Below are 14,572 nucleotides of genomic sequence, written 5' to 3'. Positions count from 1 at the left end.
GAATCCTTTAAATCTGTGGCAAAAAAAATATTATTTTTTGTTTTCAAAAACAGTTTCAAAATGTTCTACAATTGGAAACGGTTCGTAATAATGATGTAAAATCTTTTTCCATTCCAAATACGCTTCAGAAGTTCTAAATCCTATTGTGTGATCTTCTAAAGTATTCCAATCCACTAACAAAAGATATTTGTTGTCAACTTCTAGACATTTTTCCAAACGATGTCCTAAATAGCCTTCAATTGATGAAATGTATTGACTTGCTTTTGCAAAATCAGATTCAAATTGAGAGGATAATTCAGGTTTTACATAAAGAAATGCTGCTTCTAGTATCATATTTTGAGAATTTTATCTGCTTGATCTGTTAAATCTGCGGGAGAATAATTTTACTCTCGCAGATTTAGCAGATTTAAGCAGATTTTCTTTTTGATATTTTGATTAAAAAAATCTGCGTTCATCAGCTTAAATCTGTAAAATCTGCGTGAAATCTTCGCACGGATTAAGCTAGATTAATTTTTAGAAAATTTCGCCTCAAAAGCTTTAAAACGATTATCCAAATCTTTAATCAATTGTTTCTTAACCGAAGCATCTTGAATAAAACTGTAATTAATGCTGTTGTAAACGTATTTTTTTATTGTTTCGTAATTCACATCGGGATATCTTTTTGCCAGTAAAACATATTGTTCTGTCATACTGCTTCTCAAAATTCCTGCATCGTCTGTACTGATTACAATTGGCACATTAAATTCTTTGTAAAGTGTAAACGGATGTCTGTTTTCTTTTACTTTCAGAATGAATTCGTTACTCGCTAAATTGATCTCAATCGGAATATTGTTTTTAGACATGTATTTCAACAAATCGTATGAATTGGCTTCGTAAGCAATATCAACCCCGTGTCCGATTCTGTTTGCTCCAGCTACATAAATCGCATCATTAATATGCCAAGTTAATTCTTCTGGCTGAACCAAACCTAAAGTTAGTTCGCCTGCGTGAAGTGTGTATTTTACTTCAGGAAATTTTGAGTGACAATATTTAAACATGACCATGTGAAGCCAATAATCTTTCATAGAATTTTCACCATGTTCTGGAGAAACGATATTAACACCAGCAACCAATTTACTGTCGTTTGCCGAAATAAAAGCGATTGTCAGGTTTTTGAATAAATCGACGGGATCCATAAAACGAAGCACAAAGTTTTGATAACGCATCGTGAACTTATCGTCATCCATTTTTAAATCTTTATGCAGTTTTGCGATGAAATTGGTGTTGAAATCTAAAGCATATTTTTTAGCATCTTTCTGCTGTAATGATTTGTACAATTCGTCTAAAAGTTTCAAAACCGCTTTTTCATCTTTTTGAACTGAAGCCTGACGAAGTTTTGAATTGAAATCAGTCAAATCTGAAACATTCATATCGCACGGAATTGTTGATAATTGTGTTTCAATATAAAGTACATTTTCTGCAATGGCACGCTTTTTCAATTCTAACATTCCTTCTGCAAAATGACCTTTTATGGTTGGTTCGAATTTCATGAAAGAATCAAAGAATTGATCATCAGAAGGTGCAGAACCATTATAATCTTTAATTGACCAAGTCTGCATAACTTGCTGTTGATAGTAATCTAATTTACCTTCGTGTTTTATAGAAGAAAAGGTTTGCCAATTTCCATTTGCAGGTTTTGTTTTAGAAACAGCCATGGTTTCTGTATTCAAATAAAAGTCTTCAGCAATAGCTCTTTCTAAAAGCGGCTCTGCATAAACGGATCCTGAAAAATGATGGTGTAAATCGCCTCCTTTAGGCATTTGTTGAAAGAAAGCTGTTAAGAGAGCTTCGTTATTTCTGATTTTTTCTAAATAACTCTCAGCCGATTGAGAAAAGCCGATTTGTGCTATAAAAATACAGAAAAGCGTAATTATCCTTGTCATACTCTAAGATTAAATTACGCGCAAATATACGATTTTTTTTCGAGGTTCAAAGTTACAAAGTTACAAAGGAACAAAGTTTAGAATAAATGAGTAATAGAAAATTAAATAAAAAAGACGCACAGAAGTGCGTCTCTACAATAAACCTTTGTCGCTTTGTAACTTTGAACCTTTGTCCCTTAAGAAAAAAGTACATCACGAATTTCTTCAACTTTATCAAAAACACTTTTCGCGAAAGGACAAAGCGGAATAATTTTTACATTATTAGTTCTGGCATAATCTACTGCAGCTAAAACCAGTTTTTTACCAACGCCTTTTCCATTAAAATCTGGACTAACTTCTGTATGGTCAATAATGAATTTTGAATCTCCTGCCCAAGTATAAGTCATTTTTCCAGCTTCTTTTCCATCTTCGATGGCATCAAAAGAGCCTCTTCTTGTATCGTTTGTTTGTTGAATTTCCATAATTATTTATACTAATGAAGTTTCGATTTTAATTGTGTTTTTAAGTGTTTTATGAACTGGACAACTGTGGGCAATTTTCAAAATACGTTCTTTTTGTGTTGCGTCAACATTTCCTGTAATTAGAATTTTTGTTGAAAATAAAGAAACGGTGTGTTCTTCATTTTTTTCAAAATCTACCCAAATACTAAGTTCTGAGACGTCCCAAGCTTTGCGGTCAATATACATTCGTAATGTAATTAAAGTACATGAAGCTAAAGATGAAGCGAGAAGTTCAAACGGACTAAATCCTAAATTTTTGCCGCCTATTTCCTGTGGTTCATCCGAAATAAGGATGTTACCACTTTTAGAGGTTATTTCTGTACGATATTTTCTGGTATCGATTGTTGCTTTAACTGTATCCATAATTATCTGATTCTTGGTTCTGGTAATGGTACAAACTCGGTTTCTCCTGGTACTTTTGGGAAAGTTTGTGCTGTCCAATCTTGTTTTGCTTTTTCGATTAATTCTTTATCAGATGAAACAAAGTTCCAAAAGATGAAATGTTCTTCAGGAAAAGGTTGTCCTCCAAAAATATAAACTGTTGAATTTGCAGCAATTTCAAATTCACAAAGTGAACTTTCGGTAGTAATCAAAATTTGTCTCGGATCGTAAGAATGTTCGCCGTTTTTGATACTTCCTTCTAAAATATATAGACCGCTTTCGCCGAATAAATGGTGCCCAATATTAATTTTTTTCGCTTCTTTACTTTTAATCTCAACAAAGTAAAGCGGACTATAAACAGGAACCGGAGATTTTTTACCAAAAGCTTCACCGGCAATCAGTTTGTATGAAACGCCATCTTCTTCCCAAGCCGGTATATCATCTGCTTCTACGTGTGTGAAATTCGGGTCCATTTGTTCTAATTCTTTAGGAAGTGCCACCCAAATCTGCAATCCATGAAGCATTTTGTCTGAATGTCTTAAATATTCAGGGGTTCTTTCAGAGTGAACAATTCCTTTTCCGGCCGTCATCCAGTTTACGGCGCCTGGTTTTATTTCCAATTCTGTTCCTAAACTATCGCGGTGCATGATGCTTCCTTCAAACAAAAAAGTAAGTGTTGAAAGTCCGATATGCGGGTGCGGAGGAACATCCATATTTTCATGGTCACTTAAATGCGCAGGTCCCATATGATCGATAAAAACAAATGGTCCAACGGCTCTTTTTTCACGGAAAGGCAATAATCGCCCTACCATAAAATTGCCAATATTGGCAGCACGTTCTTCGATAATTAAACTGATATTTGACATGTGGTGTTATTTGATTTGAAAACAAAATTACAGTGTTGGTGCTTGTCTGTAACTTAATTTAGATTAAGAAATGTTTTTTGGATTTTTTTGTGTTATAAAAATAAGTAAAATCGTTTAGTAAAGTTTTAAACGTTGATTAAATTTAAGTTTGAAAGTCCCAGCGGGACGAAATATTTATAGAAAAATTTGATGTCATCCAATACAAAGCCCCAGCGAGGTGAAATAAATATGTCGCTCCGCTGGAGCTTTAATCGTATGTGTTATTGTTTTTTCTATAAATATTATACTCCGCTGGAGTATTTTGAAAACTGTAATGATTGATATTAATCAACCAATTCAAACTCTAAAACCTCACTCTCAGTTCCATTAATTATAATCGACAATTGATGAATTCCAGTATGAAAAACACGCGTTGTAATCAATTTAAAAGACTGATTTCGTTCAATCTTCGTTAATTGATTTGGATGATATATTTTCTCACTGATTTTGAAGACTTTTTTCGCCAAATGTCCTTTTGCTTTTTTATAATGAACAGCATATTCTAAACGAATCGTTTTTGGCTCTTCGTTTTTATTATTCAAATGAAAATGAAACTGCAGATAGTCTCCAATTTTAACTGTCGGCGTTTTGATTTCGAAAGAAGAAAGTTCAATATTAGTACTTTCTAAACCATAATGAGATAAAATTTCAGGATGTCCTTGTTTTAGTAGAGTTCGACAACCGTGTTTGATAATTCCGTCTGTTTCTTTGGTTTGTCCTTTCCATTTTGAAGCAATTTCAAGTACGATTTCCGGATTATCTTTTACAATATCATTCAAATTATTGGCAACACTTCTTCGAACATATTCTGAAGGATCGTTTTTTAAATTGTCTAAAATCGGAAGAATAGAAGTAGGGTCTTTTTTAAGAAACGGAATCGCCATTGCCCAAGGTAATCTTGGTCTAGAACCTTCACTTGCCAATCTTCGAACATGATGATTTTCGTGTAAAGACCATTTGATCATTTCGTCGATCATTTTCTCTTTATATTTTAAAATGAAAGGGCGAACAGCAAACTCACAACTAATAAATTGCGTTATAGAAACAAAAGCTTTTACAGAAGTTTCAAAATCATCTAAACCATAGATTTCGATATAATCGGCAAAGAAAATAAAGGCTAGATTGCCATCTGTAAAACTGTTTTTCTTTAAGTTTTCGATGATTTTATCAATTAAAGAAGTGGCTTCAACGAAATTTTGAGGCATAAATTGATGCAGAACAACTGTGGTGTGTTTCATTCTATCTTTCCATTCTTTCTGCGCAAAATCACCTTCGTAAATCGCTTCAATGAATTTTTGTTTGTTGAATGAAGGATGAACTTCGGCGACAGCCTGACCAAATTTTTCGTAAAAAGAAACCGAGTAAATATCTTTAATTAATCCCATAAATTTTGCTTGATTGAACCTCAAAGATATTTAATGTTCTTTGAATTTTCTATCATTAAGACATTAAGTTTATTTAGATTTTGCGCTTAATTTTTCTTAATCAAGCGCTTGCTTAAAATGAAATATTTAAAATTCATTGTTTGATTAAAGCTGAAAAGTAACATTAAGAAACCGAACTTAATTTTCTTAATCTCTTAATGGTTAAAAAAGAAAATTTTAATGTTTTGAAAAACTTTTCATGTTCGGGAAACTTTTAATTCCATAAAATATATCCTAATTTAGCATTATTATAAAAACATAAAAATGATAAGCGAAGCTCAATTTCAAGCAGAATTAAAACTTTTAATTACGAATGCCATCAGAGAAGATGTTGGTTCAGGCGATTACAGTTCTTTGGCTTGTATTCCTGATACAGCACATGGTCAGGCTAAATTATTGGTAAAAGATCAAGGAATAATTGCTGGTGTTGAATTGGCCAAAATGATATTTGAGCATGTAGATTCTAAATTAAAAGTAAAAACTTTTATTGAAGACGGAACGCATGTAGAATACGGCGAAGTTGTTTTTGAAGTTTCAGGAAGCTCGCAATCTATCTTAAAAGCAGAGAGAGTTGTTTTAAATACGATGCAGAGAATGTCTGCAATTGCTACAAAAACAAATCATTTAATGGAACTTTTGCAAGGTACACAGGCAAAGATTTTAGATACACGAAAAACAACTCCAAATTTTAGAGCTGCTGAAAAATGGGCTGTAAAAATAGGAGGAGGAGAAAATCACCGTTATGCTTTGTATGATATGATTATGCTGAAAGATAATCATATTGATTTTGCCGGAGGTATTACACTTGCGATTAAGAAAACCAAAGAATATTTAAAAGAAAATAATCTGGATTTGAAAATCATTGTTGAAGCTCGTAATCTGGATGAAATTAGAGAAATTTTGTTGAGTGATGGTGTTCATAGAATTCTGATTGACAACTTTAATTATGAAGATACCAAAACGGCCGTTGCTCTAATTGGTTCAAAATGCCAGACCGAATCTTCTGGAAATATCAGTGAAAAAACAGTTCGTGAGTATGCTCTTTGTGGTGTAAATTATATTTCTTCAGGCGCTTTAACACATTCTGTATATAATATGGATTTGAGTCTGAAAGCTTTTTAAGGAGTTGAGAGTTTTGAGTTATAAGTTATGAGTTGGGTTGAATCAATCTAAAATCTACACTCAATAAATCTAAAATCAAAAGATATGTCGCAAGAGATAGAAGCTCGGATTGAGAAATTGCCCGTTATACGCAATTTAGCCCGACTTTTAAAAAAAATAAAGCTTCCTTGGTTAGAGGGATTTTCGCTGTATGATCTGCTTGAAATGTACACTTTAGGAATTCTTGAAGGTGCTTTTTCGTATCATGCTAGTGCGGTTTCTTTTAGCTTTTTTATGGCATTATTTCCTTTTGCGTTATTTATTCTAAACTTAATTCCGTTTATTCCGATAGAGAATTTTCAGGAAGATTTTTTGCAGTTTGTGCAGCAGAGCGTTCCACCCAATACTTTTGATGCGATCAGTAAAATTATAAGTGATATTTTAAATAATAGTCACTCAGGGCTTTTATCATCTGGATTTTTGCTTTCCATTTTTTTGATGGCAAACGGTATTAACGGAATTTTAAGTGGTTTTGAATCGTCAAAACATGTTTTTGATAAGCGAGGTTTTTTTAGGCAATATTTGGTTGCTTTAGCCATTTCGCTTGTTATGACGGTGATATTGTTTGTCACAGTAGCAACGATTGTTGTTTTTGAGGTTTTTATTCAGAAAACAATTATTCAAGATGTGTTGAGTGATCGAATTCCGCTGATTATTTTAGGAAGATATTTGTTTGTGATTCTAATGATTTTGATAACATCTTCAATATTATTGCGTTATGGTACAAAACAGTACAATAAAGTGTCTTTTATAAGCATTGGTTCTGTTTTTACGACCATTTTAATTGTTATATCTTCGTTCTTTTTTGGAATTTGGGTTATAAAATTCTCAAAATATAACGAACTTTATGGTTCTATTGGGACATTATTAATTCTAATGTTTTATATTTGGATAAACTGTATGATTCTGCTTTTAGGGTTCGAATTGAATGCTTCTATCAGAAAATTAAAACAAAAAAAAGAGAAATAATATGAAAAATTTGATGCTAACTATCGGAGTGTTCTTCTTTGCCCTGACCATGCAAAGCCAAAGTGTAATTGGAAAATGGAAAACAATTGATGATGAAACAGGTGAAGCAAAATCAATCGTAGAGATTTATGAGAAATCAGGAAAAGTTTACGGTAAGGTAGTAGATATTCTTCGTGATAGTCATAAAAAAGACGTTTGTGTAAAATGTGACGGAGCTGATAAAAATAAGCCAATTTTAGGAATGGTGATTATGAATGGTCTTAAAAAAGATGGTTCAGAATATAATGGAGGAACAATTTTAGATCCTACAACTGGCAAAAAATACAAATGTTATATCACTCTGGAATCTGCAGATAAATTAAAGCTTCGCGGATATATTGGACTATCTTTAATGGGAAGAACGCAATACTGGACTAGAGTAAAAAATTAATTAAAAATATAAATGCGAAAATTAGCTTCGATAGTTTTATTCTTAGTTGCAATTTTAAACAGCTTTGGACAATCTAAGAATTCGCCATTACAAATAAGTCATCTTACGGGTGACTTTTATGTTTATAGGACTTTTAGTGATTACAAAGGAAATAAAGTTTCAGCAAACGCTTTGTATCTTGTTACAGACAAAGGTGTTGTGTTGTTTGACGCGCCTTGGGATAAAACACAGTTTCAGCCTTTGTTGGATTCGATAAAAGCAAAACATCATAAAGAAGTTGTGATGCTTTTTGCGACACATTCGCATGAAGATCGTGCAGGTGGATTTGAGTTTTATAGGAAAAAAGGAATCAAAACGTATTCTATTAAATTAACAGATGATATTCTGAAAAAAAATCAGGAACCAAGAGCAGAGTTCATAATTCCAAATGATAAGACTTTTACCGTTGGACAGCATACTTTTGAAGCGTATTATCCAGGAAAAGGACATGCTCCTGATAATATTGTAGTTTGGTTTAATAAAGAAAAAGTGCTTTACGGAGGTTGTTTTGTAAAAAGTGCAGATGCACAGGATTTAGGTTATTTGGGCGATTCTGATGTAAAACAATGGAAGCAATCTATTGGTAGAGTCAAAACGAAATTTAAAAATCCAAAATATATTATTCCTGGACATGACGACTGGACTAATATTGAATCTTTAAACCATACTGCAAAATTGGTTGATGAGTATTTGGCTCAAAAATCTGCTGGAAAAAAGTAACTTTGCATTCATATATATAGTACATGTTTTTTATCGAAGTTATTTTACCGCTTTCTTTAGCAAAAACCTTTACCTATCGTGTTTCTGAGGCAGAATTCCATTTTATAAAAAAAGGAATGCGTGTCGCTGTACCTTTCGGTAAAAGTAAAATATATACAGCGCTTGTGTTAGATGTGCATGAAAATGCGCCAACATTATACGAAGCTAAAGAAATACATCAAATTTTAGATGAAAAACCAATCGCAACCGAAATACAGATTAAGCACTGGCTTTGGGTAGCTAATTATTATATGTGTGGTATTGGTGATGTGTATCGTGGTGCTTTTCCGAGCGGATTATTGTTGGAAAGTGAAACGGTCGTTTCTCACAAACCAGATGTTTTGGTAAATGATTCTGAGCTTTCAGATGATGAATTTCTGATTTACGAGGCTTTACAACATCAGAGTTCATTGAAGGTTCAAGAAATCGCTTCGATTTTAAATAAAAAAAACATACTTCCTGTTCTTCAGAAATTAATAGCAAAAGATATTATATTTCTGGAAGAAGAAATTAAAGAAACTTACAAACCAAAGTTGGTTCGGTATGTGAAATTGCATTCGAAATACGAATCGGATAATGGTCTGGCAGAATTGCTCGAAACTTTAAAAAATGCCAATAAGCAGAAAGAAATTGTTATGGCATATTTTCAGGTTAATGCATCAGAAAAAAAGCCTGTTACTGTAAAAAAATTAGTTGAGGTGTCTGGTTCAACTTCCGCAGTTGTAAAAGCTTTAATTGAAAAAGAAATTTTTGAAGAATATTACATACAACACGATCGTGTTTCGTTTAACGGTGAAAAGTCTGAAAAAGAATTACAGTTAAGTGAAGCACAAGACAGAGCGTTTACAGAAATAAAGGAAAGTTTGAAAGAGAAAGAAGTTTGCCTGCTTCATGGTGTTACTTCAAGCGGAAAAACTGAGATTTATATAAAGTTAATTGAAGAATATTTGCAAACTGGAAAACAGGTTTTGTATTTGCTTCCCGAAATTGCACTTACAACACAATTGGTTTCTCGTTTGCGACTTCACTTTGGAGATAAAGTAGCTGTTTTTCATTCTAAATATAGTAATAATGAAAGAGTAGAAGTTTGGAAACAAACGCTCGAAAACTCTCCAAAAGCACAAATTGTAATAGGAGCAAGGTCGGCTTTGTTTTTGCCTTTTAATGATTTGGGTTTGTTGGTTGTTGATGAAGAACACGAGCAAACCTTTAAGCAAACAGATCCTGCGCCAAGATATCATGCCAGAGATGCGGCAATAGTTTTGGCTAATTTTCATAATGCAAAAGTGTTATTGGGGTCTGCAACTCCAAGTATTGAAACTTATTTTAATACTAAAAATGATAAATATGGATTAGTTACACTTTCGGAACGTTATAAAAATGTTCGACTTCCTGAAATCATTTTGGTGGATCTAAAAGATAAGTATTTCAGAAAAAGAATGACGGGGCATTTCAGCGATCTTTTGATTGAAGAAATTGCAGAGGCTTTGTCAGTTGGAGAACAAGTGATTTTGTTTCAAAACAGAAGAGGATATTCTCCCGTTATAGAATGTTTGACTTGCGGACATGTTCCGCATTGCCAACAATGTGATGTGAGTTTGACGTATCATAAACACAAAAATCAGTTACGTTGTCATTATTGCGGATATTCTATTGCAAAGCCTACCAATTGTCATAGCTGTTCTAGTATTGATTTAACAACAAAAGGATTCGGTACAGAGCAGATCGAACAGGAACTGTCGTCTATTTTTCCGAAAGCGAAAATTGGAAGAATGGATCAGGATACTACACGAGGTAAATTTGGCTTTGAAAAAATTATTGACACTTTTAAGAATCGTGAAATTGATATTTTAGTCGGAACACAGATGCTTGCCAAAGGTTTGGATTTTGATAATGTAAGTTTGGTCGGAATTATGAATGCAGATAATATGCTGCATCATCCCGATTTTAGAGCTTTTGAACGTAGTTTTCAAATGATGACACAAGTTGCAGGGAGAGCTGGAAGATCTGAAAAGCAAGGAAAAGTTGTTATTCAAACGTATAATCCAAATCATAATACAATTCAGCAGGTTACAGACCATAATTATATAGGTATGTATAAGGAGCAATTATACGACAGACAAATATATAGGTATCCTCCTTATTTTAGAATTATAAAACTGACTTTGAAGCATAAAGAATATGATAAGCTAAAAGAAGGTTCAATGTGGTTGTATCAGGTTTTGAGTCAAAATCTGGGTATTCCTGTTTTAGGTCCTGAAGAGCCTGCAATAAGTAGAATTCGAAATGAATATATTAGAACTATCTTGATTAAGATTCCGCATAATCTGCATTTAGGAAACACAAAAAAAACTATTCAGAAAATGCTGAATAGTTTTGAAGCTGTTGCTCAATACAGAGCTATAAAAGTTGTAGTAAACGTAGATTTTTATTAATCGTAAATTAAGAAGGAGTAGAAAGTGCTTTTACCAAATCTTCTTTTTTGTTACGGCTTAGAGGTATTTTTGTAATACCAATTTCAGCAAATTTACTATTAAAACGTTCTACCTTATCTATATTAATAATGTACGATTTGTGCACGCGGATGAATTTGTCTTTTGATAAATCATTTTCAAAAGATTTCATAGTCGAAAGAACCAGATTACTGTCATCTTCGGTAACGACTCTAACATAATCTCCGAAAGCTTCAATCCATTTTATTTTAGAAGTGAAGATTTTAAGTTTTTTCAAATTACTTTTTATGAAGATGTGTTCACCTTCTTCTTCTTTAACATCTTTTTTCAGTAAATGCATATCAATTGCTCTTTTTACAGAAGCATTAAAACGATCTACTGCGATGGGTTTTTGCAGATAATCAGTGGCATCATAATCAAAAGCTTTTAAAGCGTATTCGGCTTTAGAAGTGATAAAAATAATTTGCGGTTTCGATTTTAATCCGTCAAGGAAGTCAAAACCATTAATTACAGGCATTTCTATATCAAGAAATATTAAATCAATATTATTTAAAGAGATACAACTTTTTGCTTCAATTGCATTAGAAAAGTCACCAATTAAATGCAAGCCTGGGTGATTATTAACCAATTTGGCAATAATTGTCCTTTGTATAGAACTATCATCTACAACAACACAATTTAGTTTCATAACATTTCAATTTAGAATAAATTCAGGATAGCAGTAGTAAATGTATTGTTTTTTTGGAAAAGAAACTAAGATCAGCGCATATTTTTTGCATTATGACGAATAAAACAAAAAAAGTGTTGTAAGTTTAAATATTATGATTACTTTTGCACCCAATTTTAACAAATAAATTTTTTATTTATGAATCATTATGAAACTGTTTTCATTTTAAATCCCGTTTTATCTGAGGTTCAGGTGAAGGAAACAGTAACGAAATTTGAAGAATTTCTTACTAGTAGAGGAGCTGAAATGGTATCGAAAGAGGATTGGGGTCTTAAAAAAATGGCTTACGAAATCCAAAACAAAAAAAGTGGTTTTTACCATTTATTCGAATTCAAAGTAGCTGGAGAAGTTCTTTTAGCTTTTGAAACTGAATTCAGACGTGATGAAAGAGTTATGCGTTTCTTAACTGTAAGTTTAGATAAACATGCTATTTCATGGGCTGAGAGAAGAAGAGCAAAATTAAAATCTACTAAAGCGTAATTATTATGTCTACAATCGAACAATCTGCAAAAGGAAAAAAAGACGGAGATATCAGATATTTAACGCCTTTAAACATTGAAACTAACAAAACTAAAAAGTATTGCCGTTTCAAAAAATCAGGAATCAAATACATCGATTATAAAGATGCTGATTTCTTATTGAAATTCGTTAACGAGCAAGGAAAAATTCTTCCTCGTCGTTTAACTGGAACTTCATTAAAATACCAAAGAAAAGTTTCTGTAGCTGTAAAAAGAGCTCGTCACTTAGCTTTAATGCCATACGTGGCCGATTTATTAAAATAATTAAAAAAACTCTAGTCGCTGGTTTCTGTTATACAGAACCTAACTTCTAAAATTTAAGGACAACAACATGGAACTTATTTTAAAACAAGACGTACAAAACCTAGGATTTAAAGATGATGTAGTATCTGTAAAACCTGGTTACGGTCGTAACTTTTTAATTCCTCAAGGATTTGCTACTTTAGCTACTCCTTCTGCTAAAAAAGTTTTAGCTGAAAACCTAAAACAAAGAGCACACAAAGAAGCTAAAGTTGTTGCTGATGCTAAAGCATTAGCTGAAACTTTAAAATCTCTTGAAATTAAACTTACTGCAAAAGCTGGTGGAGAGAAACTTTTTGGTTCTATCACTAACATCGATATCGCTGAAGCTTTAGAGAAATCTGGTAACGCTATCGATAGAAAATTCATCACTAGCGGTGTTGTAAAACGTTTAGGAAAATACAATGCTACAGTTCGTTTACACAGAGATGTAATCGTTGAATTACCATACGAAATTGTTGCTGAAAAGTAATAATTTGAAGTAGAGAATATTAAAAATCCCGATGTAAATCGGGATTTTTTTTGTTTAATGAATTTTAATGATATAAATTATTTGAGCTGTTTTTACTTACGTTTAATGGCTTAGATTTAAAGCTTAAAATAAAATGAAATACGCAAGACTAACAAAAGAGCAGTTTGATGAATTACATGCCGAATTTGCAAGCTTTTTGGCGACGCAAACCATTGATAGAAAAGAATGGGAAGAACTTAAGGCAAATAAACCAGAAGTTGCAGAACAAGAGCTGGATGTTTTCTCAGATTTAATTTGGGAAGGGGTATTGTCGAGAGCAGAGTATTTAGAACATTTTTCTAAAAATCATATCTTTTTGTTCCAATGTTTTGATACCTACATAAAATCTATTGTTTTAAAATCTCTTTCTCCTGAAACTGATTTTTTAAGTAAAGAAGGACTTCAATGGTTAAGTGATAATATGTTTACAGATAATATTGAAATGAAAGTAGGCAAGAAGGTGTTTACAGATGAACGTAATTCTTCGATCTTCGAATTGATAAAACAGGGAGCTTTTTTGAGCGATGGGCAGCTGTTTAATCAAATTAATACGATTATCGAGTCGTAATTAGACAAAAATACATTTTACAAAGGCAAACAGTTGATATATAATTGTTTGCCTTTTTTTTATGTTTTTAACTTTTGTTTAATCTTATTGTGATTTCTTTCTAGGTGTTTATACGTGTTTTTTCTGAATTTTCTAATCTTTTCACAAATTCTGACGCAGTATTTAATTTTTGATGTATTTGGTCTGAATTACGGATAGTTTTGTCGATAAAATTTGCTTTATTGTAAGTTATTACTTTCTTTTTTAATATTTAACATTTTTTGTTTAATTTTTATTTAAGAAAATTTTTATAATACAATTTTGTTAAAACTGCCGTTTTTTCTGATGTTTTCAAGGGTTGTTAAAAATCTATTTTATGTTTTTGAACTAAATTATAAGAATTTTATGCTTGTTTTGTTTTTTTGTTTTTTCTAATTTTAGAATACAAAAGTTAAACAAAGTTTTGCTTTGTACTTTTTCCCAAAACAAAATTATAATCTAATAAATCTGGCGTATGGAATTGACAATTACTTTCTTCACCAATTTTACTTTAGTTGTTTATTTTATTTTAGCTTTATTTCTTATTCTATTAAGTTTACTTCATCTTAATGGAGGGCATAATCGTTATTCAATTTCTAAAGTTGTTTTTTTATCCAAATATTTATTTTTAAATTTTCTGTTTTTTATAAATCCCGGTCGGAGAATTTATGAAGATCAGCAAAATTATTTGTGCTGATATAAATGAGTCCAGATTTTAAGAATTATTCTTGAGAATTTTTAAGAAAGAGTAATCAACTTTCTTTTAGATGATGGATCAAATTATATAAAGAGAATTCCCCAATTCTACTTAACTAAAAATTTTCATTATGAAAATTAGACCTGCTACAAATCACTCCTCGAAGAAAAATGACTACAATCATTTTTCCTTACAAAAGACGGAACGTTTTTTATCTCACGTAGATAAGATCTGTTCTAAGGTATATTTCGGTATACCGAATTCAACATAATTTTTTTCTGAAACTTAGT

At 31.9% G+C, this 14,572-nt stretch carries 16 protein-coding genes; 9 read left to right on the top strand and 7 right to left on the bottom strand.

All coding sequences use genetic code 11. The annotated features are described in order from the left end of the window. Nucleotides 1-30: 30 nt before the first annotated feature. From NQQ59_RS04295 to NQQ59_RS04270, 6 genes are all read right to left on the bottom strand, one after another. A complete protein-coding gene (locus NQQ59_RS04295; RefSeq protein ID WP_144213948.1) occupies nucleotides 31-333 on the bottom strand; it encodes an antibiotic biosynthesis monooxygenase family protein in 303 nt (100 codons plus the stop codon). Nucleotides 334-506: 173 nt separating this feature from the next. Then, nucleotides 507-1,922: an amidohydrolase family protein gene (locus NQQ59_RS04290; protein WP_144213946.1), complete on the bottom strand. Its 1,416-nt coding sequence runs from the start codon at nucleotides 1,920-1,922 to the stop codon at nucleotides 507-509. 176 nt (nucleotides 1,923-2,098) lie between these two features. Beyond that, nucleotides 2,099-2,383 (bottom strand): GNAT family N-acetyltransferase, encoded by a 285-nt coding sequence (locus tag NQQ59_RS04285; protein ID WP_144213944.1) that lies wholly within the window; start codon nucleotides 2,381-2,383, stop codon nucleotides 2,099-2,101. Nucleotides 2,384-2,389: 6 nt separating this feature from the next. Then, on the bottom strand, nucleotides 2,390-2,785 hold the full coding sequence (locus tag NQQ59_RS04280; protein WP_144213942.1) for an OsmC family protein: 396 nt from the start codon (nucleotides 2,783-2,785) through the stop codon (nucleotides 2,390-2,392). Nucleotides 2,786-2,787: 2 nt separating this feature from the next. Beyond that, nucleotides 2,788-3,669 carry a pirin family protein gene (locus tag NQQ59_RS04275; RefSeq protein ID WP_144213940.1) on the bottom strand — a complete coding sequence of 294 codons (882 nt, stop codon included), beginning with the start codon at nucleotides 3,667-3,669 and terminating at the stop codon, nucleotides 2,788-2,790. Nucleotides 3,670-3,992: 323 nt separating this feature from the next. Next, nucleotides 3,993-5,093 carry a DNA alkylation repair protein gene (locus NQQ59_RS04270; RefSeq protein ID WP_144213938.1) on the bottom strand — a complete coding sequence of 367 codons (1,101 nt, stop codon included), beginning with the start codon at nucleotides 5,091-5,093 and terminating at the stop codon, nucleotides 3,993-3,995. A gap of 303 nt (nucleotides 5,094-5,396) precedes the next feature. On the opposite strand from NQQ59_RS04270, the gene nadC reads away from it, so the two are divergent. The 5 genes from nadC (at nucleotide 5,397) to priA (ending at nucleotide 10,925) form a co-directional block, all read left to right on the top strand. Beyond that, nucleotides 5,397-6,254 (top strand): carboxylating nicotinate-nucleotide diphosphorylase, encoded by an 858-nt coding sequence (gene nadC, locus NQQ59_RS04265; RefSeq protein WP_144213936.1) that lies wholly within the window; start codon nucleotides 5,397-5,399, stop codon nucleotides 6,252-6,254. An 84-nt stretch (nucleotides 6,255-6,338) separates the two neighbouring features. Beyond that, nucleotides 6,339-7,262 (top strand): YihY/virulence factor BrkB family protein, encoded by a 924-nt coding sequence (locus tag NQQ59_RS04260; RefSeq protein WP_144213934.1) that lies wholly within the window; start codon nucleotides 6,339-6,341, stop codon nucleotides 7,260-7,262. Nucleotide 7,263: 1 nt separating this feature from the next. Then, complete coding sequence (locus tag NQQ59_RS04255; RefSeq protein WP_144213932.1) at nucleotides 7,264-7,692, top strand: DUF2147 domain-containing protein; 429 nt, start codon at nucleotides 7,264-7,266, stop codon at nucleotides 7,690-7,692. Between the two features lie 12 nt (nucleotides 7,693-7,704). Further along, nucleotides 7,705-8,451, top strand: coding sequence for a subclass B1 metallo-beta-lactamase (bla-B1-FLAV, locus tag NQQ59_RS04250; protein WP_144213930.1), 747 nt, complete (start codon nucleotides 7,705-7,707; stop codon nucleotides 8,449-8,451). 23 nt (nucleotides 8,452-8,474) lie between these two features. Next, nucleotides 8,475-10,925 (top strand): replication restart helicase PriA, encoded by a 2,451-nt coding sequence (priA, locus tag NQQ59_RS04245; RefSeq protein ID WP_144213928.1) that lies wholly within the window; start codon nucleotides 8,475-8,477, stop codon nucleotides 10,923-10,925. 7 nt (nucleotides 10,926-10,932) lie between these two features. On the opposite strand, the gene NQQ59_RS04240 is transcribed toward priA, so the two are convergent. Then, nucleotides 10,933-11,631, bottom strand: coding sequence for a LytR/AlgR family response regulator transcription factor (locus NQQ59_RS04240; protein ID WP_091497027.1), 699 nt, complete (start codon nucleotides 11,629-11,631; stop codon nucleotides 10,933-10,935). A gap of 177 nt (nucleotides 11,632-11,808) precedes the next feature. On the opposite strand from NQQ59_RS04240, the gene rpsF reads away from it, so the two are divergent. The 4 genes from rpsF (at nucleotide 11,809) to NQQ59_RS04220 (ending at nucleotide 13,567) form a co-directional block, all read left to right on the top strand. Continuing rightward, nucleotides 11,809-12,150, top strand: a complete 342-nt coding sequence (rpsF, locus tag NQQ59_RS04235; RefSeq protein WP_068842999.1) for a 30S ribosomal protein S6 — start codon at nucleotides 11,809-11,811, stop codon at nucleotides 12,148-12,150. A 5-nt stretch (nucleotides 12,151-12,155) separates the two neighbouring features. Beyond that, the gene (gene rpsR, locus NQQ59_RS04230; protein ID WP_002987043.1) at nucleotides 12,156-12,452 is read left to right on the top strand and encodes a 30S ribosomal protein S18; all 297 of its coding nucleotides are present in this window, start codon (nucleotides 12,156-12,158) and stop codon (nucleotides 12,450-12,452) included. 67 nt (nucleotides 12,453-12,519) lie between these two features. Beyond that, a complete protein-coding gene (gene rplI, locus NQQ59_RS04225; protein ID WP_144213927.1) occupies nucleotides 12,520-12,960 on the top strand; it encodes a 50S ribosomal protein L9 in 441 nt (146 codons plus the stop codon). Nucleotides 12,961-13,093: 133 nt separating this feature from the next. Then, nucleotides 13,094-13,567, top strand: a complete 474-nt coding sequence (locus tag NQQ59_RS04220) for a DUF6495 family protein (RefSeq protein ID WP_144213925.1) — start codon at nucleotides 13,094-13,096, stop codon at nucleotides 13,565-13,567. The last annotated feature ends 1,005 nt before the right edge of the window (nucleotides 13,568-14,572 follow it).

It is taken from the genome of Flavobacterium panacis (assembly GCF_024649945.1).
Lineage (GTDB): Bacteria > Bacteroidota > Bacteroidia > Flavobacteriales > Flavobacteriaceae > Flavobacterium > Flavobacterium panacis.
Note: the sequence above shows the minus strand (reverse complement) of the source record. Positions and strands in the feature narration are given on the sequence as shown.